The sequence below is a fragment of the Spirillospora sp. CA-142024 genome (assembly GCF_050942325.1).
GTDB lineage: Bacteria > Actinomycetota > Actinomycetes > Streptosporangiales > Streptosporangiaceae > Spirillospora.
Map to the genome: position 1 here is coordinate 5,173,958 of NZ_CP192077.1, position 26,229 is coordinate 5,200,186.

At 69.6% G+C, this 26,229-nt stretch carries 22 protein-coding genes and 1 pseudogene; 9 read left to right on the plus strand and 14 right to left on the minus strand.

Going from position 1 to position 26,229, the window contains the following annotated elements:
• Window positions 1-28: 28 nt before the first annotated feature.
• Window positions 29-2,542, minus strand: coding sequence for a hypothetical protein (locus ACQPZP_RS24950; protein ID WP_433472134.1), 2,514 nt, complete (start codon window positions 2,540-2,542; stop codon window positions 29-31).
• Between the two features lie 162 nt (window positions 2,543-2,704).
• Window positions 2,705-3,427 (minus strand): hypothetical protein, encoded by a 723-nt coding sequence (locus ACQPZP_RS24955; RefSeq protein WP_433472135.1) that lies wholly within the window; start codon window positions 3,425-3,427, stop codon window positions 2,705-2,707.
• Between the two features lie 329 nt (window positions 3,428-3,756).
• Between ACQPZP_RS24955 and ACQPZP_RS24960 the strand changes: the two genes are divergently transcribed.
• Window positions 3,757-4,161 carry a hypothetical protein gene (locus ACQPZP_RS24960; RefSeq protein ID WP_433472136.1) on the plus strand — a complete coding sequence of 135 codons (405 nt, stop codon included), beginning with the start codon at window positions 3,757-3,759 and terminating at the stop codon, window positions 4,159-4,161.
• Window positions 4,162-4,165: 4 nt separating this feature from the next.
• Window positions 4,166-5,797 carry a hypothetical protein gene (locus tag ACQPZP_RS24965; RefSeq protein ID WP_433472137.1) on the plus strand — a complete coding sequence of 544 codons (1,632 nt, stop codon included), beginning with the start codon at window positions 4,166-4,168 and terminating at the stop codon, window positions 5,795-5,797.
• Between the two features lie 17 nt (window positions 5,798-5,814).
• Here ACQPZP_RS24965 and ACQPZP_RS24970 read toward each other — a convergent pair whose 3' ends face one another.
• The 7 genes from ACQPZP_RS24970 to ACQPZP_RS25000 form a co-directional block, all read right to left on the minus strand.
• Window positions 5,815-6,327, minus strand: a complete 513-nt coding sequence (locus ACQPZP_RS24970) for a PPA1309 family protein (protein WP_433472138.1) — start codon at window positions 6,325-6,327, stop codon at window positions 5,815-5,817.
• 64 nt (window positions 6,328-6,391) lie between these two features.
• Window positions 6,392-7,168: a hypothetical protein gene (locus tag ACQPZP_RS24975; RefSeq protein ID WP_433472139.1), complete on the minus strand. Its 777-nt coding sequence runs from the start codon at window positions 7,166-7,168 to the stop codon at window positions 6,392-6,394.
• Window positions 7,169-7,323: 155 nt separating this feature from the next.
• Window positions 7,324-8,043 (minus strand): RNA-guided endonuclease InsQ/TnpB family protein, encoded by a 720-nt coding sequence (locus ACQPZP_RS24980; protein WP_433472140.1) that lies wholly within the window; start codon window positions 8,041-8,043, stop codon window positions 7,324-7,326.
• Window positions 7,994-8,308 carry a helix-turn-helix domain-containing protein gene (locus ACQPZP_RS24985; RefSeq protein ID WP_433472141.1) on the minus strand — a complete coding sequence of 105 codons (315 nt, stop codon included), beginning with the start codon at window positions 8,306-8,308 and terminating at the stop codon, window positions 7,994-7,996. The genes ACQPZP_RS24980 and ACQPZP_RS24985 overlap by 50 nt, the downstream gene beginning before the upstream one ends.
• 126 nt (window positions 8,309-8,434) lie before the next feature.
• Window positions 8,435-8,755 carry a Uma2 family endonuclease gene (locus tag ACQPZP_RS24990; RefSeq protein WP_433472142.1) on the minus strand — a complete coding sequence of 107 codons (321 nt, stop codon included), beginning with the start codon at window positions 8,753-8,755 and terminating at the stop codon, window positions 8,435-8,437.
• A 346-nt stretch (window positions 8,756-9,101) separates the two neighbouring features.
• Entirely contained in the window at window positions 9,102-9,386 is a 285-nt protein-coding gene (locus tag ACQPZP_RS24995) for a DUF397 domain-containing protein (protein WP_433479674.1), read from the minus strand.
• Between the two features lie 2 nt (window positions 9,387-9,388).
• Complete coding sequence (locus ACQPZP_RS25000) at window positions 9,389-10,213, minus strand: helix-turn-helix domain-containing protein (RefSeq protein ID WP_433472143.1); 825 nt, start codon at window positions 10,211-10,213, stop codon at window positions 9,389-9,391.
• A gap of 540 nt (window positions 10,214-10,753) precedes the next feature.
• Here ACQPZP_RS25000 and ACQPZP_RS25005 point away from each other — a divergent pair.
• The gene (locus ACQPZP_RS25005; RefSeq protein WP_433472144.1) at window positions 10,754-11,158 is read left to right on the plus strand and encodes a hypothetical protein; all 405 of its coding nucleotides are present in this window, start codon (window positions 10,754-10,756) and stop codon (window positions 11,156-11,158) included.
• A 9-nt stretch (window positions 11,159-11,167) separates the two neighbouring features.
• On the plus strand, window positions 11,168-12,148 hold the full coding sequence (locus tag ACQPZP_RS25010) for a hypothetical protein (RefSeq protein WP_433472145.1): 981 nt from the start codon (window positions 11,168-11,170) through the stop codon (window positions 12,146-12,148).
• An 11-nt stretch (window positions 12,149-12,159) separates the two neighbouring features.
• Here ACQPZP_RS25010 and ACQPZP_RS25015 read toward each other — a convergent pair whose 3' ends face one another.
• The 4 genes from ACQPZP_RS25015 to ACQPZP_RS25030 form a co-directional block, all read right to left on the minus strand.
• Complete coding sequence (locus ACQPZP_RS25015) at window positions 12,160-13,677, minus strand: class I adenylate-forming enzyme family protein (RefSeq protein WP_433472146.1); 1,518 nt, start codon at window positions 13,675-13,677, stop codon at window positions 12,160-12,162.
• Between the two features lie 51 nt (window positions 13,678-13,728).
• Window positions 13,729-14,532 (minus strand): SAM-dependent methyltransferase, encoded by an 804-nt coding sequence (locus ACQPZP_RS25020; RefSeq protein ID WP_433472147.1) that lies wholly within the window; start codon window positions 14,530-14,532, stop codon window positions 13,729-13,731.
• A gap of 90 nt (window positions 14,533-14,622) precedes the next feature.
• Window positions 14,623-16,770 carry a hypothetical protein gene (locus ACQPZP_RS25025; RefSeq protein WP_433472148.1) on the minus strand — a complete coding sequence of 716 codons (2,148 nt, stop codon included), beginning with the start codon at window positions 16,768-16,770 and terminating at the stop codon, window positions 14,623-14,625.
• A 57-nt stretch (window positions 16,771-16,827) separates the two neighbouring features.
• Window positions 16,828-17,742, minus strand: coding sequence for an SDR family NAD(P)-dependent oxidoreductase (locus ACQPZP_RS25030; protein ID WP_433472149.1), 915 nt, complete (start codon window positions 17,740-17,742; stop codon window positions 16,828-16,830).
• Between the two features lie 146 nt (window positions 17,743-17,888).
• Here ACQPZP_RS25030 and ACQPZP_RS25035 point away from each other — a divergent pair, with 146 nt between their 5' ends.
• The 3 genes and pseudogenes from ACQPZP_RS25035 (at window position 17,889) to ACQPZP_RS25045 (ending at window position 20,060) form a co-directional block, all read left to right on the plus strand.
• Complete coding sequence (locus ACQPZP_RS25035; protein ID WP_433472150.1) at window positions 17,889-18,461, plus strand: TetR/AcrR family transcriptional regulator; 573 nt, start codon at window positions 17,889-17,891, stop codon at window positions 18,459-18,461.
• 25 nt (window positions 18,462-18,486) lie between these two features.
• A pseudogene (locus ACQPZP_RS25040) lies at window positions 18,487-19,074 on the plus strand (LysR substrate-binding domain-containing protein); the annotation flags it as partial.
• A 149-nt stretch (window positions 19,075-19,223) separates the two neighbouring features.
• Window positions 19,224-20,060: an SAM-dependent methyltransferase gene (locus ACQPZP_RS25045; protein ID WP_433472151.1), complete on the plus strand. Its 837-nt coding sequence runs from the start codon at window positions 19,224-19,226 to the stop codon at window positions 20,058-20,060.
• A gap of 1 nt (window position 20,061) precedes the next feature.
• Here ACQPZP_RS25045 and ACQPZP_RS25050 read toward each other — a convergent pair whose 3' ends face one another.
• Entirely contained in the window at window positions 20,062-23,550 is a 3,489-nt protein-coding gene (locus ACQPZP_RS25050; RefSeq protein ID WP_433472152.1) for an alpha-N-acetylglucosaminidase TIM-barrel domain-containing protein, read from the minus strand.
• A 171-nt stretch (window positions 23,551-23,721) separates the two neighbouring features.
• Here ACQPZP_RS25050 and ACQPZP_RS25055 point away from each other — a divergent pair, with 171 nt between their 5' ends.
• Both ACQPZP_RS25055 and ACQPZP_RS25060 read left to right on the plus strand, forming a co-directional pair.
• Window positions 23,722-24,906, plus strand: coding sequence for an ROK family transcriptional regulator (locus ACQPZP_RS25055; protein ID WP_433472153.1), 1,185 nt, complete (start codon window positions 23,722-23,724; stop codon window positions 24,904-24,906).
• 131 nt (window positions 24,907-25,037) lie between these two features.
• Window positions 25,038-26,183, plus strand: coding sequence for an NDMA-dependent alcohol dehydrogenase (locus ACQPZP_RS25060; RefSeq protein ID WP_433472154.1), 1,146 nt, complete (start codon window positions 25,038-25,040; stop codon window positions 26,181-26,183).
• The last annotated feature ends 46 nt before the right edge of the window (window positions 26,184-26,229 follow it).

The window sequence follows — 26,229 nt, forward strand, 5'->3', positions numbered from 1 at the left end:
GCCGTATGGTCCAGCGGCGCCGGTCTGATCAGACAAGCGGCAGGTTCCATGCTTCGCGGAACCGGGTGAGAACGGCGCGGCAGCTCGATGGTGACACGCTCAGTTCCCGGCGGGCGGCGGCCAGTTCCTCGAACGAGGCCGGGGACCTTCTGGAACTCACGCTCTCGGCACGCCTCAGCTCGAAGACGCCGTCCTCGAAGACCTCGATGATCGTCAGGCAGAAGAGCGCGATGCCGGAAAGCTGGATCAGGATGGTCCCGACAGGATCGGCCTCCGAGGCATCTGGAGGCGGGCTCACCTCAAGGCGCGTGAGTTCGTACAGTCGCGGCCGAATAAGGGTCATATCGCACGGCACCGTGAGGCGCATGTCCCGTAGCACGCTTCGCATGAAGTCGAAAACGCCACCGAGATCGGCGGCCGGACTGTGGGAGGACAGTTGGGTACGGATCCCGACCAGCGTCTCGGTCATCTCCTCCTTGACCAGGGCGGCGGCCAGGCCGTCCAATCGGGGAAAGGTTCGTCCGGCCTTGTTCTCCGCAAGGTTGATTTCAACGAGGCGGCGTGTCACGCGAATCAGTTCCCTGGGGACGCCACCGGAGAGAGAATGGGCGAGGTAGGCGAAGGAGTCCGTGAATCCGGGAACCCGCCGCAGCAGGAGCCGGCGGGACTCGGCCAAGTAGAGGGGTTCGATGACGACGACATCATCGAACGCGTTCTCAAAGATGGAACGGCCGGCGACCGCCCGGCGCGCGAACACGGAACCGACCTCTTCCGCGATCGAGACGATGTAGAAGCAGTTCCTGATCCCGAATACCGCTTTGATCTCGCTGATAAAACGCTCGGCCTTCTCGACCGACCCCATGCGGTCGACCTCGTCGATCGTGATGATGACCGGCCCCGCCGCATCGCCCTCCTTTGCGATCTCCTCCACGAAGTCCCGGAAATTTCGGACGAGTTCGGGGAAGGACCACGGAAGGTACTTGAGCGAGTCGCCTTTGGACAGCCCCATCGTGGCGCCGTGGATCCCGGGCAGGCCGGCGTTGAGCCCCCAGGTGGTGGTTCGCTCGACCTGCAGGCGCAGCAGATGTTCGCGCGCTCGGGTGACCAGGCGCGGCTCGGCGTGCCAGCGCAGATGCCTCCAGATACGGAGCCGTGGCCACACGATGACCGCGGCGACCAGCAACGCCAACTGACATGCCCAGCCGTAATCCCTCCAGAAGTCCAACCACTGTTCCAGCCATTCATCCAGGCGGCCGTCGATCTTTGCTTGAAGCGGGTCGATCATCTCCTTCAAGCCGACCCGGGCGGTCCAGACGACGAAGAGGACCAAGGCCAGGGCGAGCACGGCGCGAAACAGCGTCCAGAGCCCATCGCGGATCACTCTCATCGTCCTCTTGCGCAGGATGAAGCGGTGTGCGGCGGTCCGGTCCACGGTGTGGCCCTCAGCGGTGATATACGCTTCACACAGACGCTGGAACAGTTCGACCAGGAAGTCACGGGGCGTGTACTCGGCCGGGGCGGCCACCCCAACGGCGAGGGGCTCCTGAGACGAGCCGTTCTGGCGGCTCTTGCGAATGAGCCGAAGCAAGGTCGTCTTGCCGGCACCGCGCGGCCCGGCGATCGCGATGCTCCCGCCGTCGATCCGGTTGAGCGTCTGGAAAACTCTGCTTTGGGAGCGGGTATCGACTGCCAGCCGCAGGTCATGAAGCCTTTTCAAACCTTGGGAATTCTGCTCGACTAGCAACTTGTCCTGATCCTCACCCAGAAAATCATTGATCACCTGGGTGCTCAGCGGCATCAGCACTGTTTCGAAGGCGTCGTCCAGCCAATCTCTTCTGAGTCGTATCTGTTTGCGCTTTTCCTCACGCTCCAGTTGGATCAGCCCAAGGACCTGTTTGATGTCCATCAACTCCTGCCTGGTCTCAGGCTTGGCGATACCGACTCCGCCGACGAACGAGATCAGGAGGATGGAGAAACTTAACACGGGCTGGAATCTCAGGCCGTCGACGTGCTCATAAGTCGTGCCCACGGGGAACACCGTCAGGATGGTGATCAGCGAGCCGGAGACGATGTGTTTGCGTGGGACCTGTCCGATGACGGCGGCCCAAAGCGTCCACCCGCCGCAAACGGCGAAGAGCGCGGTGAAGACCGCGATGGACAGGTAGGTAATCCGTTGGTCGTCCGGCTTTCGAAGCTCGCCGAGGACCAAGATGACCACTACGGCCGCGGCCGTGAGGAGCAGCACGGTCTTCGCATTCAGGACGCGCCGCTCCATGATCCCGTCTATCCGCCGACGGAGGGATACGGCCTGCTTCAGGGAACGAGTGTATTCGTTGTAGCTGTCGAGCTGCCTGGCCGGCTCGAACACGCCACGCCTCATGACCTCGTTGCGGGCTTCCTCGAAGTCCACATGGCGTTTGACGTAGGTGGCGAGTCGCGGATCCTCTAGGCAGTTGCCGACACGCGAAGCCAGCTCTGCCGCATCTTCGAGTTCCTGCGGTGTCGACTCCGCCGCAGTTTCGGTTTCCTGCTCGGCCGCCATGGCGCCAATGATGCCGCGCAGATTCCGCGATAGGGATGGAGTGACCGGAATGCGCCACCCGGCCATGCGGAACTGACCGGTTGTGGTCTGTATCGTGCAATTCCGCATGGCTCCGTGTTTTCCCGGTTCGCGGTGATGGCGTCGTCGATCATTCCGCGGACGTCACATCGGCTGCACCTTGATCTCCAGGGCGGGCATCCCTCCGCACCAGCTCGCCTCATGGCCCCCCGGAGCCTGGCCGACGGTCGCCCTGCGGCGGAAGGTGGCAGGACCGTTCCGGAAGTCGACCTTCTGGTTGATGACATGCGTCTGCTTCACCATGCCGCCCCCCGGTATCACCACCTCGTGGCCGACATTCACGCTCAGCAATTGCTTCCCGTCGGCTTGGTAGAACTGCTCACCGCCGAGGTAGACCTTCTTGGTCGGTATCGGGGCGCGGTACGTCGCCTCGATCTTGCTGACATGGGCGCTGGTGGCGGTCACATTGTCGACGTAAAAGACCGCGACCATCGACCACGCCTTGCCCGGGAGGCAGGTCTCCTGCCCTTCGAAGCTCGCGTACAACTCGTCGCTCTGGTGGGTGAGCGTCTTGTCCTTGTTGCGTTCGTTGCTATGGGCGAAGTACGTCGTTCCGGCGAGCTTCTCCGTTGAACCGCCGCGGCTCCCGGTCGCGCCCGTCTGGTTGCGCGCCTGGGGACGTGCCGCACCCGCCGAGCCAGCCGCCGGGTCGTCCGGCGCGCCCTCGCCTTGCACCTGGACGAGGCCCTTGTCGTCCGAAACCTTCTGCATAGTGCCGGTATCGCTTCCGCCGACGGCGTAGAGACCGCCGACCGCCGCCACCGCCCCCATCGTTCCCGCTGCGGCAAGGATCGCCAGCTTTTTCATTCAGCACCTCGTTTCCGGATTCGCATCAAACGAATCCGCTCGTCGATATGCCGAGAACGCTATTTCGGACGAGAACGCCCGGACCAGGGCCCTAGGACCCCAACGCGCCGTCCACCGGACCCAGCATTTCGCTGTTTCGCGAGCGCGAGCACGGCTGGTCGCCGTCCGGGCGTCGGCCCGCCTGTCGCCCCGGCCGGTGAAGGTCGACCGGATGAGGACGGCCCGCCTCGGGCTTACCGATAGGACACATTTCAGGGCGGAACCGTACGGCCTTCGCTCCGCGTCTTAGCCTGAAATACCTGTTACCTCCGATCTTGGGGGGGTTGGTCATGGATCCGGTGACCGTCATCGCGGCGGCCGTGGTCGCCGGCGCCGCGGCGGGCATGAACGAGGTCATGAACACGGCGGCCCGTGACGCCTACGCAACGCTGCGCGGGCTCCTCCGGCGCCGCTTCGGCGCGGACGAGCAGACCCAAGCCGCCCTGGACGCACCTGTTCCGGAGGCGGAGGACGCACCCGCGGACCACATCCGGCCGCACGGCATCGGCGACGAAGAACTCCGCACAGTCGAACGCCCTACTCAACCCTTGTCACCTACAACGGGAAGTGCGTCCAAGTACTCGGTGACCATCACCGACTCCAAAATCATCAATATCGGCGACCACACGTACCAAGTGAACTACCCCCCTCACGGCGTGCGGTCGGCCCCCGAAGCGACGCCCACACCGGAGTAGGCCGATGTCAGATACGTCCTTCTGGGAGTGGCAAGAGCCGGAAGAGACGCCGAAGCAACGGCTGCCAGACCTGCTCGACCTGGAGGATTTCGCGCCCCCGACAAGTACGGCGATGTCCCAATTCGAGGTCGTGCCGTTTGAAGATGTCGTCCCCGATCCGGCGGTGGTGCCGTCTGATGAGGTGACCGCTACCGACGTCGCCGGGGCCTCGTTCAGGGCGGACGATTCGCCTCCCTTTCCCGCAGTGCCCGATGTCACCGTGCTTAGTGAGGACACACCAAAAGCGCCGGAAGAGGTGGAGGCGGCCGAGCCTGAGAGGCCCCGGCTCGATGACCAGAGTCCCGCGGCCGACCCGGTCGCGGTCGTGGAAAGGGAGAGCCCCTGGGACGAAGGCCTCGAAGAGCCGGGGAAGGGTTTCGCGCGCGAGGCTCGGCTGCTGGAAGATTTCAAAGCACAGGTCAAGATCGATACCGCGGAGTGGGCGGCGGAGCTGGAAGGCCTGCGCGAGCAGTTCGACCGCGCGGTGGAAAAACTGGAGAGCGCCCGCAACGCCGAAGAAATGCAGGACAGGCTCAAGGTTCTCAACAAGCTCGGCGGGTCGGTGACAGAAGCCCAGCTACGCCTTGACCGGGCCTCACGAGATCTCAAGAACACAATGCGCGCGCGCCGTCGGTCTTCGGAGTCGGCGCGGTCCGACTGGGGCCGCGGCCGTTGGCGAGACCGAACCCACCATGCGGACGCGGCCTTGGAGAGGTTGCGCGAAGAACTGCGCGAGCATCTCGACACGGCGACCGGGCTCGGTGACGAGTTGGCGTCCGCGCACAGGCGCGCACGCGATCTGGAACGCGAGTGGGAGCAGGATTCCGCAGAATCTGAGACAGAATCGGGAGAGCTGAGCGCGGGGACGCCCGATGCAACGGACGGTGCCTCCTTCGCCCCGGAGGTGAGCGTCACGCGGGTGCGGCTGACCAAGGATGTCGAGGGGGTGGACATCCAGGGCATCGGCGTGATCATCGGGGACCGCAACCGGCAGGTGAACGTCCACCGCTACGACGTCGGACCTCCACGTGCCTCGCTCCAGGACGTCCTGAACGCCGATCCACGGCGGCTGCGGGCCCTCGCGGTCCTCAGTGAGCGTCCCGATGACGCCGAGGCGAACCGCAGGTTCCGTCGCCTGCTGTCGGGAGCAGACCAGGTGTCGGCCGGCTCGATCCGCTATCTCGACGGTCCGGGTCCTGGCAGCGTCAGGGTCTCGGCAGCGCGCACCGGCGCGGGCGGCATCCATGTGAACGGGTCCTCCGGCGTGGTCGTCGGTGACAGCGGCTTCCAGCGCAACACGTTCCGCTATCGCGTCGAGCACCCGGCCGTCCCTCTCGAAGGCAGGTTGCGCGACGATCCGAGACTCGCACGCGACGTGGCCGTTCTCTTCAGGCATCCGCACAACGACGCCGTCCGGCGTTCTGTCGAGGACCGTCTGCACAACGCCTGCGGCGGAGGCGGCGGGGTGCGGTATCTGGACGCCATGCCGGGACGGTCCGTGAAGGTCACCGGCGGAACCGGGGTCTCGCTCGGTGAGGGCAACACGAGGACCGACGAAATCGACGTCCGGGTGGATCGGCCGAATCTGGATTTCTAGCGCCCTGGGAGTGGACGTCAGAACGTGCTGAGAAGCGCGGCCACCAGTCCGTCGGCGGCTTCGGTGTCCTCTAGGAGTTCGTCCGTCACCCGCAGCCGCAGGCACGAGGCGTAGGTGCCGTCCCGCAGGACTCCGACGGTCAACCGCGCGATCCGGCCCTCCGGGTGCCGGGCCGCGGCCGTCACGTCCTGCTCCACACCTTCTCTGGCCGCCTTCGGCAGGACGAGGATCCGCCTGGACAGCACGCACCCCACGACCTCGCCGGGCCACCTGATCCGGGCCAGAGCCTCGTCGATGCCCAGCACATCAGGCGGCTCGGCCAGATCGTCCAACGACTGAGCCACCGGCACCAGCGTGCCCGGCGGGGCGGCCTCGACCTCCGCCGCCAGTTGCGGTTCCGCTGCGATCAGCCTCTCCCGATCCGCCAAGGCGAACAGGCGCGGCAGCTTCCCCCAGCCTTCTTCGGCGAGGTGCCGCTCCACGGTCAGTACAGCGGACCTCAGCTTCTCCCGCTCCTGGATCGCGCCCATACCGACCATTGTCGGCGCATCGAGAGGCCCGTGAACAGGAGGGCGGTGAGGCGCGCGTGCTTGGTCATGACCATGCTCCCCGGTGGTCGCCGACCCACGTCGCGAAGGTGCGGGTGCGACGGCCGAGAATCTTGTCGACCTCGTGGGTGACCGTGGGCGGTCGCCGCGTCTCGCGCTCGCAGCGCGCCATGAGCGCCCGGACGATGACCCCGGCGACGTCGCGCTCGTGGATCATCGCTTCGGCGAACCCCACAAACGGGCCCTGGCCGTCCTTGGCGGCGCGAGGGTGGACGAAGAGTCCGCGAACACCCTTCAGTGCCGCGCGGATCGCCTCAGGCGCGACGCCTTCCGCTCCGGCCCGGAGCACGGCGTCGAGGACACGGGACACGGCCCGGACCTCGACGCCCTCCGCGAGCAGGGCCTCCACAAGAGGACGTCCGATGGTTCCGGTGGCTTTGGCGTTGGACGCGCCGCGCAGTTCGGTCATGAGCACGACGCCGGCCGGTCCGGCGGCCAGCCGTCCGACGAACCGCGGTACGCGCATCGGCTTCTTGGCGCCCAGCATCGCCGCCAGTTCCGGCAGCCATTCGGCGACCGGGGCGGGGTCGTCGCCGACGATGTTGCAGACACCGCGGCCGCCGTTCTCCACGGTTGCGACCGTGGCCTCGGAGGCGTCGGCGATGTGGACGAACGACCACACTCCGCCGCCGTCGCCGACGACCGGGAACTTGCGCTTGCGGATCATCTCCAACTGCTCGGAGCCTGGCGCCATGGAGGTACCGCGTCCGTAGAACGCGCCGTAGGGCAGCACGATCCCTTCGGTCCAGTCGGCGCCCAGCACGGCCTTTCCAAGTGCTCGATCGCGGCGATCATCGGGCCCATCTGGGCGACCGGTGAGCGATCCATGGAGGCTTGCTCGTTCTTGACCGGCCCACCGGTCCGGGCATAGTTGACATCCTCCCCCTCGTGAACGAGGGGGATTCCAACAGCGACCAACTACCCCGTGAGGGGCAGGTCGTGTTGAGGTTCACGGTTCGCAGGCCCGCCCAACGGCGAGCCTCTCCGTGCAGCGACCGCATGCCCTGCGGCCGTATCGCGTATGTTCATTGCCGCGTTCACGTCGGCGTTGACCCGGAACCCGCAGGCGACGCACGAGAAGACCGCTCGGCTCTTGCGGCTCTCCCCGGCGACATGCCCGCAGGTGCTACTGGTCCGCGAGGTGTTACGCGGATCGATCTTGATGACGCGTCCGGGCGCCTTGTCCTCCAGCCGCCGCACCAGACCGCCCCACCCGGCGGCCAGGATGCCCCGGTTCAACCCGGCCTTCTGAGCCACGCGGCGGCCCGGCGCCTCCACCGTGCCGCGCGCCGACCGGGTCATCCCCGCGATGTTGAGATCCTCGACACCGATCACATCGAACCGGCGGGCCAGGCTGGTGGAGGTCTTCTCGATCCAGTCGTTGCGGCGGTCGGTCTCCCGGGCTTTCAGCCGGGCGATCGCGGCCTTGATCCTTGCGCGCCGCTTCGACCCGCGCCGGGCGCGGGCGAGTCTGCGCAGCAGCCGCGCCAGCCGAGCCCGCTCCGTCTCTCGCAAGCCGGGTGCAGTGAGCAGGTCGCCGGTCGACAAGGCGACACTGACGGCCACACCTCGGTCTACCCCCACCAGCTCACCCGTGCCGGGCGCGGGGATGGGGTCGGGGATCGCGGCGAACGCCACATGCCAGCGCCCCGCCCGGTCCCGGGCGACACGGAACGATCTGGCGGTGTCGGGGACGAGCCCGAACCCGCCCGCAACCAGCGAACTCCGCCCGCGCCCGGGTGAGCTGGCGGCACTGCTCGGCGAACCCCGGCGCAGACCGGCGCCCCGGCCGCCAGCAACCGTGCTGCTCGACCGCGAGATTCCAGACGAACCGGGCGTGCCCGCAATGCTCCAGCAACGCCTGCTCTTGCACGGGTGTCGGCTGCAGACGGTAGCGGGACATGCGGTGAACGGCGGCCGGAGAGCGCCTCACATGGGCAGACGTGGATGAGAGGTGGCTCCTCGGGCCTGTCCGGCCGGCGCCGGGACGTGCGCCGTGTCCGGCCGCCGGTCGAGGATGGGCGGAGCGTCAGAAGTCGCAGGTGGGGAGGGCGCCCGCCAGCGGTTCGGGGATGGCCAGATCTTCGCCCAGGGCGACCGAGGCGCTGTGAGTGAAGTCGTCGCCTCTTGGCTCGGAGAAGATCGTGGCCTTGCCCTCCAGCCGGTCGACCAGCAGGTAAAGCGGGATGCCGGCGGCGGCGTAGCCGCGGCGCTTGGGCCCGCGGTCGCGTTCGGCGCCTTTTCGGTCACGCGGACGGCCGGACGTCACCTCCAGGACCATCGCCACCCCGTCGGGCTTGCTGTGCCACTCGCCTCCCGCGAGGGCGCCTTTGGGGGCCGGCGATCCCATCAGGGACGTACTCTCCCTCCGGGCTGATCAGCGTCAGGTTCCGGTGCAGCCGTAGCCCATGGACCTCTCGAACCCAGTCGTCGAGGGCCACAACGATGGTCTCGTGCCGCCCGTCCTGGGGCTGTGACACGATGATCTCTTCGTCAATGAGCTCGGCGCCGAAGCCCGGCATCATGTCCAGTGTGGACAACGCTTCCCGCAATACGCCACGGACATATGACGGCTCTTCGGGCACGGTCATCCAAGTACTCCGTTCGGAAACCTGACCTAGACGGGGTTTCCTCGGCCCCCATGGCCTCAGGTCGACGGCAACGGTGGCGCGGACGAGCGCGTGCCGGGGATCAGCTCAGGTCAGGTCGAGGCTTCCGCCCTTGACCCGGTCGGCGAACGCCTGCCAGGCGGACGGGCCGAACACGAGCTTCGGCCCGTCCGGGTCCTTGGAATCCCGCACCGCCACCGCCGCCGCCAAGTCCGCCACCTCGACGCATGCCCCACCGGTGTCATCGCTCCGGCTGCTCTTCTGCCACTGCGCAGCCGCGGTCAGCATGAAGGAACCAAGTTCAACGCAGGCGCCTCCCGAAGAGTCGCTGTGACTGCTCTTGCGCCAGCGGATGACATTGGCATCCCACATGATCACAACTCCTCCATCACCGATCTGATGATGCGCACGGATTCCTCTGCCGAGTACGCCGTCGCTCTCACTTGATCAAAGAGTACGACAAGCTCCTCAAGATCATGGGTTCCTTCGATCAGCCTGCCATGCCCTCCGGCTGCATCCACGAAGCCAACATCGGAACGGTCTTCCAAGCTCATGAGGACGATGCCGCTGGCCTGGAAGACTGGCGCATCAGCCGGAAAGATCTGCAGTGTGACATGCTGCAGTTCCGCCAGATCGAGCAGGTACTGAAGCTGTCCCCGCATCACCTCGGCACCGGCCGCACGACTCCTCACCGCGGTTTCACCGAGAAGGACCAGGAGCCACGGAGGGTGTTCCTTCTCAAGGACAGCCTTCCGGGCCATCCTGACCGCAAGCAGTTCCTCGACCTTCTCCTGCCGGTGACCGACCACAAGGACCCTGCGGGCATATTCCTCTGTCTGAAGCAGGCCCGGGATGAGCAACGGCTCGAAGAGCCTCATGTACGTCGTGTCCGGCTCAACCTCGATGAACGGGCGGAACCCCGGAGGCACGACCTGGATGCGTTCGAGTTGTTGATTCCACGCCCACATGCGCTGGAACGCGCCGTTCGTCTCGAAGAAGGAGTCGCAGTCATGGGCGAAGTCTTCGGAAGGGGCGCTCTTGCCTGACTCGATCTGCCCGATCCACTGAGGCGTATAGCCGAGCCTCTCCGCAAGTTGAGGCCGAGACAAACCGGACACTTCCCGATAAGTGCGCAATTCCACACCGAAGTACTCGGTCGGCGAGGACGGGACGCCTGGGTCGCGAGGGCGACGGGGCACGGGAACCTCCGAGGATTCGAAAGCGGGGGGCTACTTTCTAAAAGCGCCGGTGGATTTCCATCTGTGGGCTTCTTGCTCTTCCAGACGATAACTCGATCACACCATGATTGGGGGCGGTAACGGAGAGAAATCACACCGAAAGTTCGAACTGATCATGGACATGCCCGTCAACCCCGCTGACCAGGCGTTGGCCCGACTCCGCGAGGACTTCCAGGGTCACCGAATCTGGCGTGCAACACGCTACGACGGAAAGCTCGGCGATTGGGTCGCCACTCTGCACGACCCAAAGGCCGGTGTAGATCCGACCGTTGTACGCAACACCTCAGAAGAACTCCGTAAGGCGCTCACTAACGAACTCAATCGCGCGTCCACCCGAGGGATATCCGCACCCAGCAAGTGGGTGCGCTGGTAATGGGCGCCCCAACTTCTCCGATTACGGCCCATCTCGACCGACTTGCCCAAGAAGTCATCCGGGAAGGCTGGAAGGCCGTCCCACGCTATGAGGGCCCGCACCCGCTCCTTCGCGTCTTCGATCCGGCCGTGCCGGACTTCGGGGAGAGCGTCACGCTCATCCCCGGAACGTCGTCCAATATCTGGTGGTACCGGTCAAGCACCGGCGAAGACCTGGCCCCGCACACGAAGCCGATCCGCGCGGCGCAGCGGATCACCCGAATCCTCACCCCCTTCGTGACGGCCGCGCTTGCCGCCCGCACGCACCAGCGGGAGACGAGCGCCACCGCACTCCCCACTCCCCCGCCCGATTCAGACCCGTCCCGCGCGCGAACGATCGCCGAACTGCACGCGCGCTTCGGTGTCATCTGCTGGTGGGGTACCCACACCAAAGAGTGGTGGGCGCTCATCCCCGGCGGGACGCGATGGAGGCTGGTCAACGCACCCGACCCGGACGCCCTTGCTCGGATCATTCTTGCGGACCGACCCCACTAGCCTTTTCCGATGGCCCTGGGTGATCTCGATCTTGAACAGTGGCGAAACCTGAGCGACCGCGACGCCGCGCGGCTCGCGGGCCGGATCGCTGAGCGGGCTGGCGCGGAGGTGGTGGAACTCGGCGGGCGCGGAGGCGGGCGGTCCGCATTGTTCCGGCGCGCCGACACTCTGTACGGCCTGGTGCCCGGCGGGGACGTCCAGGTCGGCTATGACGGTGGCCGGTTCGCGGCCTCTCCAGGGCAGCTCGCCTCGTACACCGAGTCGTACGAGGAGTACGGCGCGCCCGGCGAGGACTACGGGCTGCCCGCCGAGATCGGCGAGTACGTCGACATGGTGACCTCGCCGCCGCGCACCGCGCAGATCCCGCCGCTGCTGGTGGCGGTGGACGCGCGGGACGCCGGGCTCACCCGGGTCGCCCCGGACCACCCCCTCATCGCCGAGGTCGCCGCCCATGCGGGTGACCGCCGGGAGCTCCGGCTCACCTGGCCGCCCGGTGCCCGGCCGGCCCGCCAGGCGCGCATACTGCTCAACGCAGACAGATCGGTCACCGACGCCTGGCTCATGTTCTCGCTCGCCGACGACATCGCGCGCATGGCCGATGAAGGCATGCGGCTGCTCACCCCGGACGAGTGGGAACACGCCTGCGGCGGGGGCGCCACCACGCTGTTCCGCTGGGGCGACGACTGCCCCACGGACCGTTACCCGACCGCGCGCATGCGCCGGGACGGGGAGGTCGTGCCTTCAACCGGCCCGCAGCTGGAGCCGAACGCGTTCGGCTTGAACATCGCCCAAGATCCCTATCGCTACGAGCGCACCGCCGACCCGGCGGTCTGCTGCGGCGGTGACGGCGGCGGCATGATCGGCGGCGGTGCGGGCTTCTTCTGCGGCTGGCTCACCCTCGCCACGGCCTTCCGCGACGACGCCCACTCCGAACAGACCGACAACGAGGCCCGCGACCTCCTCGTCCGCCCCGCCATCCCGCTGGTCTGACAGGTCCGCCTTTAGGAGTCGCGTTCCTTCAGCAGGGCCTTGTGGATCTTGCCTACGGGGGTCAAGGGGACGTCCGGGGTGATGACGAACTGGCGCGGGACCTTGTAGTCGGCCAGGCGGTCCCTGCAATAGGTGGTCAGTTCTTCGGTCGTGGGTGGCTCAGCGTCGGGGCGGGGGACGACGTAGAAGCGGCCCACCTCGCCGAGGATCTCGTCCGGGATGCCGATACCGGCGGCCATCGCGACCTTGGGGTGGCTGGTCAGGACGTTCTCGATCTCGACCGGGTAGACGTTGAAGCCGCCCTGGATGTACATCTCCTTCTTGCGGCCACGCAGGACTAGGTGGCCGTCGGGTTCCATGGCGACCATGTCGCCCGTGGCCAGCCAGCCGTCGGGGAGGAAGACCTCAGCGGTTTCGGAGGGCATGTCCCAATAGCCGGCGGTGACGCAGGCGCCGCGGATCTGGAGCTCGCCGGTCTCGCCCGAAGGCAGGGCGGCGCCGTCGGGGCCGGCGACCCGGGCCTCGAAGTCGCCGATGATCGCGCCCAGGGTGCGCGAGACCGTCTCGGGGTCGTCGTCCAGCGGGGACAGGACGCAGGCGCCCGAGGATTCCGAGAGTCCGTACAGGCCGTAGAGCGGGACGCCAGGGAAACCCTGCCTGATCGCGTCGGCGAGGGCCGGTTCGACGTTGGAGCCGCCCGCCATGCAGAGGCGGACGGACGAGACGTCGTGGTCGGCGAAGTCGGGGCGGCCGAGCATCAGCACGTACATCGTCGGGACGGCGCCGAGGAACGTCACACGGTGGCGTTCGACGGCGCGCAGGGCGGCGTCCGGGGAGAACGCGGGGAGCAGCGCGACCGAGCCGCCGCTGAGCAGCGCGGACATGATCGTGCAGGTGATGCCGCCGACATGGTTGAACGGGAGATGGCCCAGGAGGACGTCGTCCTCGGACATCCCGAAGTGGTCCGCCTGCGCGGACGCGGAGGCCAGGATGCTGCCGTGGGTGATGACCGCGCCTTTGGGGCGGCCCGTCGTCCCGGAGGTGTAGAGGATCATCAGCGGGTCGGACGGCTCCACCGCGCCGCGGGCCGCCGCCAGCGCCGCCGGGTCGGACGGCGTCGCGGTCAGTTCGTCGAAGCCCGCGCCGAAGTAGACGCCGGGGATCTGTGACGATTCGTAGAACGCGGCGAAGTCGAAGTCCGCAACGGCGTCGAGGCTGATGACCATCCGCGCCCCGCTCTGGCCGAGCATGTAGGACAGCTCCCGCTCCCGGTAGCGGACGTTGAGCGGGACGACGACGGCGCCGATCCGCGCCGCGCCGAAGAACGCCGCCAGCCATTGCGGGGTGTTGAGGCCGAGCAGGCCGATCCGGTCGCCGCGGGAGACCCCGCGGGCCAGAAGGCCGGCCGCGACCCGGTCGGTCAGCTCGTCGAACTCGGCGAACGTGATGGTGCCGTCGCCGTCGTGCAGGAACGCCTTTTTCCGTGCCGCCGCGTCCTCAAGCGCGGCTCCGACCGTCACTGCCCGCATGTCGCCCTCTTTCGTCCCGGTAGCTGGTCATGGGAGCGGGGTGCGCACACCTCAGAGCTTGCGGCCGACGCCCGCGTAGAACCAGATGGGCAGGGCCTCTTCCAGCGTGACCGGACGCTCGGGACGCCACAGCGGCGCCCAGACCACGCCGGGGTCGAGCAGTTCGAAGTCGCCGAACAGGCCCGTCACCTGTTCCCGGGTGCGGGGCGTGCCGGGCGCGTTCGTCCTTCTGTAGACCTCGACGACCTTCGCGACGATGTCGGGGACGCCGTCGGCCGAGGCGTGGGTGATCGCCATGTGGCTGCCCGGGGCGAGCGCGTCGCGCAGCTCGGACATGATGCCGGGCGGGTCGTCCTCGTCCTGGATGAAGTGCAGGGTCGCGATCGTCAGCAGCGCCACCGGCTTGCCGAAGTCCAGCAGCCCCGTGATCTCCGGGTGCTCAAGGATCTCGCGGGGGCGGCGGATGTCGGCCTGGACCATCCGCGTGCCCGGCGAGTCGGCGAGGATCGCGCGGCCGTGCGCGACGACCTGGCCGTCGTAGTCGACGTAGGCGACGCGGGCGCCGGGGTTCACCGACTGCGCGATCTGGTGGACGTTCTGCTGTGTGGGCAGCCCCGTGCCGATGTCGAGGAACTGGTCGATGCCCTGCTCGGCCATGTACCGGGCGGCGCGGCCCATGAAGGCCCGGTTCTCCCTGATCAGGGTGATCAAAGTGGGGTCGGCCGCCTTCGCCTCCTCGGCGCGGGCACGGTCGGCCTCATAATGGTCCTTGCCGCCGAGGTAGTAGTCGTACATCCGAGCGATGTTCGGCACGTTCGGGTCGAATCCGCCGGGCCGAAGCCGATCGCCTGCCACCGTGTCTCCTCACCAGCCGCCACGCCGATCTTCATATGCCACCCTATGGCGTGCGATCGCCCTTTCGGACCGCTCCATACGGACTCTCGATCACGATTCGGTCCCGCGTGTCCCGACCGGGGAAGAGCGCGGGGAGGCCGTGTCCGCCGACGCCTCGCCGGTCGCGCGAGCGCAGCACAGGACGACGATTGGCAGCAGCGTGATGAGGGCGAAGGTGACGAGCCGGATGCCGTAGTCGTTGACCACGGCGCCGATCACGCATGTGGTCAGGATCGCCACGAGCGTGGGACGCAGCGTCGGCCACTCGCGCAGAGCGGCGTCGAACCAGGCCGGTGAGAACCGTCCGGGCCACGCGAGCGTCAGCACCAGGAGCGCGAGGACGAGAGCGGTCCCCCAGGCCACCGGACCGCCCGCCAACGAGCCCAGCGCATAACCGGCTTTGCGTTCGACGAGCTGCCATGCCTGGCCGTCGAGCACTTCCTGGACGAAGCGTCCGGCATGCGTGCGCGACGCCGGAGGCCGCAGCCAGTCGGCCACCCCCACGGCCGCGACCACGGCGACCGCCGCCGATCCGACGGCCGCCAGCCGCACCGGTGTCAGCCGCACCCCGGCGATCCTGAGCGCCAGCACCGCGACCCCCGGGATCAGGGCCAGGCCGCCTCCCACGTCGGCGCCCCAGCCGGGCCAGGTGTCGACGGCCACGGCGACGGCGCCGATGACCGCGACCGCCGTGGTCGCCGCCCGGCGCCGCCCGCGGGCGGTCAGTTCGGCCGCGGCGGCCCCGGCCAGCACCAGGGCGGCCACGGAGAAGACGGCGAAGGTGGAGTTGCCGAATCCGTAGTACCGGCCGCCGTACAGCGCGGACGGACCGAACGGGCTGGCACGGTGCAGCAGAGTGCCCGTCGCCGCGTCCACGACGAGCACGCTGAAGGTGAGCAGGCTGACCGCCAGGGGCGCCTGCCAGAGCGGACGCGCGGGCAGCAGCGCCACCGGCACGACCGCCACCGCGACGGTGACGGCCAGGGCGCCCCAGAGGGACACGTCCGGGAACGGGCTGTGCCACCACCGCGTCAGCGACACCAGATACACCGACACCGGCAGCACCGAGAAGGCGAGCGTCGCACCGGCGAAGCCCCGCCTCCATCTCCCGGACGAGCGATGCCACACGAACGCGGCCACGGCGAACAGCACGAGCTGCGCCGCCGCCACCGTGAGGAGGAGCAGTCCCGCCCAGCGCCGCAGCACCTGGTCGGTCGTGGTCACGGCCCCCAGTTCGTGGACGGTCCTCGTCGCGTCGGTGGGACGTGCCCGCCCGAGGGAGATCGGGGCGCCGCTGAACTCCGCCGGCTCGGGGGCGCCGACCGCGTCCAGGAGGGTGCTGGGGACGTCCAGCAGCCGGACGACCCCGCCCCAGCGGGTCGAGGTGACCGTCAGCAGCGCCGGATCGTGCCGGGACGCGGTCACCGGGCCGCGGACCATGCTCACCGCGAGGTGCGGCGTCCCGCCCGGCGGCTCGGTCACGCCCTGCACCAGCACGGTGGCCTCGTCGTCAAGACGTTGGAGCACCCCGCCCGCGAACGCGTCGATCCTCGCCAGCGAGTTCAGCCGCCCGGATCCCGACTCCACGACCTGGCCGCCGTCGATCACCGTGACCGGGCAGCGGAGGGCGGAGTCGTCCACGGTGGCGCTGTAGCGTCCGACGGTTCCGTCCGGACGTGCGAGTGCGATCGCGGCACCGGGGCCGATGGCGGTCTCGCATCCCTCGTGCTCCGAGAGCGCCCTGCCGAGCGCTCCGGGGCGCGGTGAGAACTCCGACCGGCGCTGAGAGTCGACGAGCCGGTCCCACCGGCCCACACGCGCCCCGCCGCCGGTGTCCCGCACCGCCGGGAGCGGGACGCATTCGCCGTCGTCCGTGCGCGGGCCCACGCCGGCCTGCCCCGCCGACAGCGACAGCCAGCCGTCGGACGCGCACGCCGAACCACCCGTCGTGCGCACGGTCGCCGCGCCGGTCGCCGCGCCGCCGGTGAGCAGCCGCCACAGGTGCGGGGTCTGGTCCGCGCGGATGTCCCCCCACGCCAGCCCGGCGACGCCGATGACCACCACCGGCGCACGGACCGGGCGGACGTCCGCACCCGAGCGCCCCGCGATCTGCACCGCCGCCGACCCGATGACCAGGCAGACGAGCACGGCCGCCCACCCCACCGCGATCCCGCCGCGTCTCCCCGCGCCAACGATCATGTGCGCCATGGTCCAGCCACCCGCCACGACCGGCAACCCCGGGGACCTGCTCCATGCTCAGCCGCCGCTGCGGACCTGTTCGACGAAGTCCCAGAGGGCGCGTTCGCGGGCGGTGTCGTAGGACTCGTCGGACGAGGGCACTGCCCGCGTGCGGTCGATGTAGGAGCCGGAGGGTGCGGTCGTGCGGCCGAGCACGGCATCGGCGAGCTTGCGTCCGGCGGCGGAAGCCGACTCGGCCATGGGCGTGACGGAGAGCCCCGGGAGGACCCACCGGTTGAGGAAGCGATCGACGGGGCCGGCGGCGCGGGCCAGTCCGGTGCCGGGCACGAGGCCGGGGTTGTAGGAGACGATGTCGACGCCCTCGGGCAGCCGCCTCGCCCACTCGTGCACAAGGTAGATCGCGGCGAGTTTGCTGGTCGAGTAGGCGGTGCGGCCGGCCGCGACGGTCGCCGGCCTGGGGAAGGCGCTCGGCCGCGCGAGGGTCTGCGGGGCGGACCAGCGCGGCGCCGGGACGATCCCGAAGGTGTGCCTGAAGTCGCCGAAATGCGTGTCGCTCACGGTGATCAGGATGCGCGCGGGGGCGCGGAACCGGTGCTCGAAGGCGTGCAGCAGCAGATGGTTGGCCAGCACGTTCACGGCGAAGGTCGTCTCGTACCCGTCCGGCGTGGTGTGCAGGGCGTCGACGAACTGGACGCCGGCGTTGCCGGCGAATGCGCGAAGGGCGGGAAGTTCGCCCTCCTCGATCATCCGGTCCACGGCCTCGGCGGACGAGCGGATGCCGTCGATGCTCGCCAGGTCCGTGTCCACCAGCGTGACGTTGCCGCTGATGGCCCGCAGCTCTTCCAGGGTGTCCTGGCCTGACTCCTTGCGTGCGAGCAGGACCAGGTGGGTGTCCGGATCATCGCGCAGGACGTTCGCGGCCGCGACGCGGCCGATCCCGCGCGTCGCCCCGGTCATTATCAGCGTGTGCATGTCTCGTCCCGTACCCTCACATCGGCCGCCCGGAAAGGGAACAGGGCACGCGCGGTGCCCGTCGCCGTGCTCGGTGCGGAAGTTTCAGTTGACGTTGTCAACATCGTGGCGATTTTCAGTGGACGTTGTCAACTGAAAGGTGGGGGATGGCCTCGCGAGCGGAGACGGCGGCGACGACACGGCAGGCGCTCCTGGACGCCGCGTCAGTGCTCCTCGACCGCGGCGGAGTGGACGCGGTGACGCTTCGTGACGTCGGGAGCGGCGCCGGGGTGTCGCGATCGGCGGCCTACCGCCATTTCGCCGACAAGCAGGACCTGCTGATGGCGGTGGCCGCGGCGGCGTGGAGTGCGGTCGCCACCCACCTGGAGGGGGTCGAGGCCGACACGACGCAGAGCCCAGATGAGGCCCTGCGCGATGCGCTGAGGGCGCTGGTGCAGCTCGCGCGGGCGCGTCCCCACCTGTACCGGCTCATGTTCGCTCCTCTGACGGGCGACGCGACCGCGGTGACCCAGGCGGCGGGCCAGGCGCAGGACGGGTTCCTGTCCATCGTCAGTCGCATCGTCGGGCAACGGGACGCGCCTCCGGTGGCGGGCCTGCTGATGGCGGCGACGCACGGCATCGTTGATCTGGAGCTGAGCGGGCACCTGTCGCCGGAGAAGTGGCAGGCCGACGCCGAGGGGATGATCGACCTTCTCGTGCGAACCGTCCAGGACCGATGACGGCAGGGCCTCGGCCACGCGCGCGACCGTCGCCCCGGCAGCCGCGCGGCTTCGCGAGGATCATCCGGACCTCGTCGTCCACATGAGCGAGCGGGAGAGCGAGGACGCCGCCCATCTGCTCCTCGCGCGGCACTGCGACATCGCCGTCGTCATCCCCAGCGGGCAGACCCCCGCCCCGGACGACGCCCGGTTCGCGCAGTGGCCCGTCCTCGATGAGCCGCAGGACCTGCTCGTCCCGGCCGGGCACCGGCTCGCCGGGCGCCGGACGGCCCGGCTCGCCGACGCGGCGGCCGAACTTTGGATCGGCTCGCCGGCCCGTCCCGACCAGCACCAGGTCATGCTCGCCGCCTGCGCCGCCGCCGGATACACGCCCCGCATCGCCCACGAGGCCAACGAGTGGTTCGCGGTCTCAGCACTCGTGGCCCGAGGTTTCGGCATCGGCCTGGTGCCCCGGCTGGCCCCGCTGCCGCCCGAGGACGAGGTGGTCCGCGTGCCCCTGCGCGGCGAGGCGGTGCCGTCGCGGCGCATCATCGCGATCGTCCGCCGGGGCAGCGACCGGCAGCCGCCCATCGCGCGGGCCCTGGAGGCCCTGCGCGAGCGGCGCGGGCGATGACCCCTCGCGACCTATGACGTGAATCGTGCACCCAGCCACATACCGGCGAGTAGCGTGCCATAATTCGAGCGGTCACACCTGGTGACCGTGCACCCGCCGACCGTAGGACCCAGCATGCGCTGATCGGATGTCAGGCGAACGGAGGACTCATGACCTTCCCCGCCGGGCACGAGCCGCCGGCCTTCGACCCGACGGTCCCCAACGAGAGCCGGATGCACGACTACCTCCTCGGCGGCAAGGACAACTTCGCCGCGGACCGCCAGGCCGCGCAGCAGGCGATCGAGCTTGCGCCGGAGCTGCCGGTCCTGGCTCGCGAGGGCCGCAAGTTCCTGCACCGGGTCGTGCGGTTCCTCGCCGGCGCGGGCGTCCGCCAGTTCCTGGACATCGGAACCGGCCTGCCGACCCAGGGCAGCGTGCACCAGATCGCGCAGGCGGTCGCACCGGACTGCCGCGTCGTCTACGTCGACAACGACCCCGTGGTCGGCGTCCACGCGCAGGCGATACTGAACGACGACCCGCTCACGACGGTCGTCCAGGCCGACATGCGGGACAGCGAGCTGATAGCCGGCCACCCGAACCTCCGCAAGCTGATCGACCTCGACCAGCCGACGGCGCTGCTGTTCTTCCACGTGCTGTACACCATTCCCGAGGACGACGAGGTGGCGCTGAGCGTCGCCCGGCTGGGCGACCTGATGGCGCCGGGCAGCTACATGGCGATCTCGCATCCGGTCAGCGACCTGTGCCCCGAGGTCACCGCCCGGATCGCTCACCTCTACCAGCAGCAGACTCACGTCATCCGCGGCGAGCCCCGCTCCAATGTGCGAACCAGAGCCGAGGTCGAACGGCTCTTCGCCGGCTGGGACCTGGTCGAGCCCGGTGTCGCCTACCTGACCCAATGGCGTCCCGACCATCAGGCGATAGAAGCGTCCAGGCCGATCTGGAGCGTCGGAGGCGTCGGCCGCAAGCCCGCGCCTGCCCAGGTGTGATCTAGGCGGCACGGGTGCCGTGGACGCTCACCTCCGTCAGGTGGAAGGTGAGGTTGGCGGTGTTCCCGAAACCGACCACCCGCACGTAGCGGGCCCTCGCCTCGGTGTTCATGGTGTCGCCCGCGTCGGCGGCGGGACGGGGCCCGTTGCGTCCGCCGATGGTGAACCAGTGGACGCCGTCGAGACTGCCCTCCAGCCGGTAGGTGTAGTAGCGGGTGCCGTCGACGTAGTTGCGGACGTTGACGCGGGACACTTCGTTGACGGCACCGAGATCGACCTGCCACCAGTTCTCGCCGTAGGTCATCTGGCCGCCCCAGTAGGGCGAGTTGGCGCGGCTGCCGTCGTTGGCGGCCTCCGGAGGCCGCCCGGGCTCGGACGAGAACGCCGTCACCGGCTTGCGGAGGCTCTGCAGCTCGTCGCCGGACCCGTCGCGGGACGTGTCGGGCGACGCGGCGATCCCGCCACCGAAGAGGGCGATCGCCTCCGTCGAGGTCTGGCTGTTGACCGCGCTGGCGAACATGCCGACGTCCCGCGCGCCCGCCCCGCCCGGGACCGTGCCCGAGCCGACCACGGCCCAGTTCTTGTTGTCGGAGCTGCATGAGCCGGTCATCCGGTCGCCGTCCCGGCGCAGCCGCACGTAGACGTCGCCTGCGGTGAAACCGCCGACCTCAGTGAAGTGGTCGAGGCCGCCGTCACCGTCGCTGTCGTAGGAGAAGACGCACCCATGCGCCGGTGTGACGGCGATGTCGGCGTACCCGGCGGACCCGGTCTTGGCCAGGTCGTCGCTCGCGACCAGACCGGCGCGGGTCCAGTCGGACGATCCGTCCAGCCGGGTCACTTTCGTGGAAACCGCGTGGCCCGAGGTGAGCCCGTCGTCCTTGTAGACGGTCGCGAACTCGTTGGTGCCGCCCCACATGTCCTTGCCGCCGGCGGCGATACCGACCGTGTCGCCGGTCTGCGCGAACGCCGCTCCGGTGGACGCGGCCGTCTTGTAAGGCGCCTCGATCGTGCGGCCGCCGATCATCAGGAGGGAGTGCGCGCTCGCCTGCTCGGAACCGCCCTTGGCGGTACGCCACGAGACCGTGGCGTCGAGGCTCGGCAGCGTGCCGGGCTTGGCATCGGACGGTGCGGTCACCGTCCAGGTCGCCGTTTCGGTGCCCGCGGGATCGACGTCGTCCCCCGAGCCGGCCGACTCCGTCACGATCTTGTAGTCGGCGGGCGCCGTCAGCCGGAAGCGCACCCCGCGCGCCGCGCTCAGCGTCGACTCGTTGGTGAAGGTCGCGGTGACGCGGACGGTGCCGCCCGGCCCGACGCCCTTCCGGTCGGTCGCGACGGTCAGCGCGCCGGCCGGCTCCTCCGCCACCCGTCCGGCCAGCCGGTACGCGTCGCCGCGTGGCTCGGCGGCGTAGCGGGTGCCCGCGCGCGCCCAGCCCTCGGCGACGGCGCGCCAGTCGATCTGACGCGGCTCGGAGCCCGTCTTCAGCGCGCGGTCCAGCTCGTCGAAGAACATCTTCCAGCGCTTGGCGTAGTAGCCGCCGACCAGGCCGTTGAACTCGCGGCGCGCGTAGTCCTGGAGCCCGGGACTGTCGCTCTCCCACAGCGTGACGAGCGACTTCAGGTTGTAGTCGAGCGTCGCGGCCTCCCGCGGGTCGGCCGCCTGCCGGGCCGCCTCGCGCTGCCAGGTGCCGAGGAGGAAGTTCGGATCGGTGCCTAGGACCTCGTCCAGGAGGCGGAGCTCGGACGACCAGCGGCCGGTGAGCGTCGCGAAGGCCGTGCGGTCGCCGTCCCGGTAGGCGTCGCGGATCTTCGGCAGGAGCAGCCTGCCGCGGTTGGCCAGCACTTGGCGGGCGACGTCGACGAGGTCGTAGCGGTACGCGCCGGAGCGCCGCAGCCGCGGATCGACCTGGAGCAGCTCGCGCAGGGCCTTCTCGAACTCGCCGGGGTCGTACTGCAACGGCGTGCCGGTGTTCGCGAGGTTCGGCTGGTCGTCGAACAGGCCGGTCACGTGCCGGGTGTCCTTGCCCGCCGGCCAGGAGTAGACCGTCCTGCCGATGAGCCGCCAGGCGGCGAGCGCATGCGGATCGGCGGCGCCGTACCGGGCGGTGGCGTACGCGTCGAACCAGGCGTTCATGTCGACCGGGCCGTCCCGCCACGGCATGTCGGCGAAGAACGCCACCGCGGCCGGGTTGTTGTCGATGGCCTCGGGCATCAGCGCGATGCCGTTCATGGCGGTGCCCGGCCTGGCCTGCCAGGCGTGGAACTTCTCGTTCCAGACGGTGAGGCCGGCGCCGAAGTTCTGGTGGCCGCCGAAGTTCCAGATCGTGCCGAATGCGTACGGCGTGCCGAGGAAGTCCTTGTCGCGATCGGTGATGTTCGGCTGCTCGGTGATGCCGTCCACGATGAACATCCGGGAACGGTCGACCGCCTGCAGCGTCTCCTTGCGGGGATTGTTCTGCCAGCCGAGGATGACCCAGGTCGCGCCCGGGTGGGCGGCTTCGAGCGCGTCCTGCACGGCCTTGGACGCCTCGGGCACCGGGACGTCCCCGGCCCGGCCGCCCTCGTGCAGCAGGTCCATCTTGTACATCGTGCTCGCGCCGTACAGGTCGGTCTGCGCCTTGTAGAACGCGCCCGCGACCCTGCCGAACTCCGGCCCGGTGGGATCGAGCCAGTCCGGACGCTCCAAGCCGTTCCAGGTGCCCTGCGGGACGGTCTTGGCCCCCGGGTTGCGGGTCTCGAAGTCGGTCGGGACGGTGCCGTAGTAGCCCGGGAGTACCGGCGTCATGCCCAGCTCACGCAGCCGGTCGACCATGCGGCGGGCGAGCGCCGCGCGCCGGTCGATCAGCTGCTGGGAGATCGGTGAGTCCGTGCAGCACATGTTCTGCAGCAGCCACCATGCCTGGTGGCCCGGCTGCGGGATCCACGCGCGCATGTCCGCGGCGCCGTAGCCGAACTGCTGGAAGGCGCGCTGGTAGACCGCGTCCTGGCCCTCGTACACCAGGACCTCGTTGATGCCGAGCAGGGCGAGCGCGTCGATGCGGCGCTCCCACTCCTGCCAGCTCAGGTACGCGCCCGCGTAGCCCTCGTTGGTGTCGTTGAGCGCGAACCGGTGGGCGACCGAGGCGTCCGCCTCGATCGGCGCGGCCGGCAGCGGCAGCCGTCCGGGAAGGTCCAGCTGCGTGCCGCCGATGGCGACGTCGGCGTGCACGACCTCTCGCAGGTACCGGCCGAACCCGGTGAGCTGGACGGACGGGGACGTGCCCGCGATGACCAGCCGCCCGTTCTCCGTGAAGATCTGGAAGCGGTCGGCGCCGGCGCCCTTGCCGATCGTCCGCAGTGTGACCTGGCGGGCCCGGTCCCTGCCGAGGATCCGCTCCAGCGCCCGGGCGGCGGGCCCGGCGTCCCGTGCCGCGGCCACCTGTGCCGCGCGCCGTCCTTCGGCCGCCGCCGTCGGCGCCGCCGCCGCCAGCGACATGACGAGCAACGCGGCCATCGCGACGATGACCGGCCGAGAGCGGCCACCTGTTTCCCGTAGTCGGCCCGACACCATGGCGGACACCTCCACCGCAGGTTTATTAAGGTCCTTACTAAACTAGGATCGAGCTCATAATGAACGCGCCGCACCCCTCGGTCAAGGGTGCGGCGGCGATCTTCCGGAGGGGGCATGGGAGAGGAGCGCGCGGTCGGCACGCCGGTGCTGCGCCGCCTCAACACCGCGGCGGTGCTGCGCGCGGTGCGCGAGCGCGCACCCGATCCGGTGCGGCTGGCCGAGCTGGTCGAGCTGACCGGCCTCACCCGCCCCACCGTGGGGCAGGCCGTGGACGACCTGGTCGAGGCCGGCTGGCTCCAGCAGCACGACCCGGCCGCCGCCTCCCGCCAGGGCGGCAGGCCGGCGGTGCGGGTCTCGCTCCGCGGCCGCGCCGCACCCGTGCTCGGGCTCGACGTCGGCCCGCACACGGTCAGCGCGGGGATCTCCGACCTCGTCGGCCACCGCCTGGCCGCCGTGCGCCGGCCCGTCGAAGAAGGCGAAGCCGGGCGCCTGCTCGGCGTCGTCGACGAGGTGACCGAGCGCGCCCTCAGGGAGGCCGGCCTCGGCGCCGGCGACGTCGCGGGGGTGGTCATCGCGACCCCCGGGATCGTCGACCCCGGCTCCGGCCGGATCCTGCTGGCGCCGAGCGTGCCGGGCTGGACCTCGGTGAACCTGTCCGACCATCTCCGCGGCCGCTTCCGGTGCCCGGTCCAGGTGGAGAACGACGCCAACCTCGCCGCCCTGGCCGTCGCAGGAGAGCGCGGCACGTTGCTGGCCGTCCAATGGGGCGAGCGCCTGGGCGCGGGCGTCGTGATCGACGGACGCCTTCACCGGGGCACCGGATCCGCCGGTGAGATCGGCTTCATCCGCCCGCCCGGCCACGTCCCGGACACCGGCGACGGCCGCGGCCCCCTGGAGCGCACCATCGGCGCCGAGGCCATCGCCGAGCAGGCCCGCCGCGCCGCCCGCCGGCACCCCGGATCCGCCCTGCACGCCGGCGCGCCCGACGCCGCCGCCGTCTTCGCCGCAGCCGCCTCCGGCGACGCCACGGCGCAGCGGATCGTGGACGAGGTCGCGGCGACCTTCGCCCAGGCCATCGCCCCGGCCGTGCTGGTCCTCGCCCCGGACGCCGTCGTGATCGGCGGCGGGGTCGCCCGCGCCGGGTCCGTCCTGCTCACGGCCGTCACCCGGCACCTGGCCGACCTCACCCTCAGCCCGCCCGCGGTGGAGTTCTCCGGCCTCGCCGAGGACACCGTCCTCACCGGCGCCCTGTGCCTCGCCCTGGACGAGGTCTGGCACCGGCGCCTGGCGGCACCCTGACAGATGCGCGCTCCTGAGCGAACGGCGGGCGCCCGCACATGACCGATTCCGGTGAACCCTGGATTCCCGAATCAAGTTCTAGTATCTAAGAAGCACGAATCCGGCTCCAGTACGTCCATCAGGAGGCACCAGTGCAGACACGAGCGGCGATCCTGTGGGAACCGCACACCGACTGGAGCATCGAGGACATCGAGCTCGACGAACCCAAGGCGGGCGAGGTGAAGGTCAAGCTCGCCGCGTCCGGCCTCTGCCACTCGGACGAGCACATGGTCACCGGCGACATGGTGCTCGATCCCGAGATCGCGGCGCTGCTGGAGCTGGAGCAGTTCCCGGTCATCGGCGGGCACGAGGGCGCCGGCGAGGTGGTCGCGGTGGGCCCCGGCGTCACCACGCTGCAGGAGGGCGACCACGTCGTCCTGTCGTTCATCCCCGCCTGCGGCCGCTGCCCCTCGTGCGCCCGCGGCCGCCAGCACCTCTGCGACCTGGGCGCGGTCCTGCTGGCCGGACGGCAGATCGGCGACATGACCGCCCGGCACCACTCCAAGAGCGGCAAGGACCTCGGCATCATGTGCTGCACGGGGACGTTCTCCCCGAACACCGTGGTCAGCGAGTCCACCGCCATCAAGATCGACGACTGGATCCCGCTCGACAAGGCCGCGCTGGTCGGCTGCGGCGTCACCACCGGATGGGGCTCGGCCGTCAACGCCGCCGACGTGCGGCCCGGCGAGACCGTCGTGGTGATCGGCATCGGCGGCATCGGCATGAACGCGGTGCAGGGCGCGGCCATGGCCGGCGCCCGGCACGTCGTCGCCGTCGACCCGGTCGACTGGAAGCGGGAGAAGGCCGGCGTCTTCGGCGCCACCCACACCGCCGCGTCCATCGAGGAGGCCACCGCCCAGGTCGGCGAGCTCACCTGGGGCGCCAACGCCGACAAGGTCATCCTCACCACCGGCGTCGCGACCGGCGACCTCATCGGCCCGATGATGGGCATGGTCACCAAGGGCGGGCGCGGCGTCGTCACCGCGGTCGCGCCGATCGTCCAGGAGGACGTCAAGCTCAACCTGTTCGACCTGGCGATGCAGCGCAAGGAACTGGTCGGCTGCATCTTCGGCAACGCCAACCCGCGCCGCGACGTCCCGCGCCTCCTGCGGCTGTACGACGAGGGCAAGCTCAAGCTGGACGAGCTGGTCACCACCACCTACACCCTCGACGAGGTCAACAAGGGCTACCAGGACATGCGGGACGGCAAGAACATCCGCGGCATGATCAAGTACTGAGCCCGGCGGCACCACCCGGCCCGGCGGCTTTGCACGTTTCCCACAA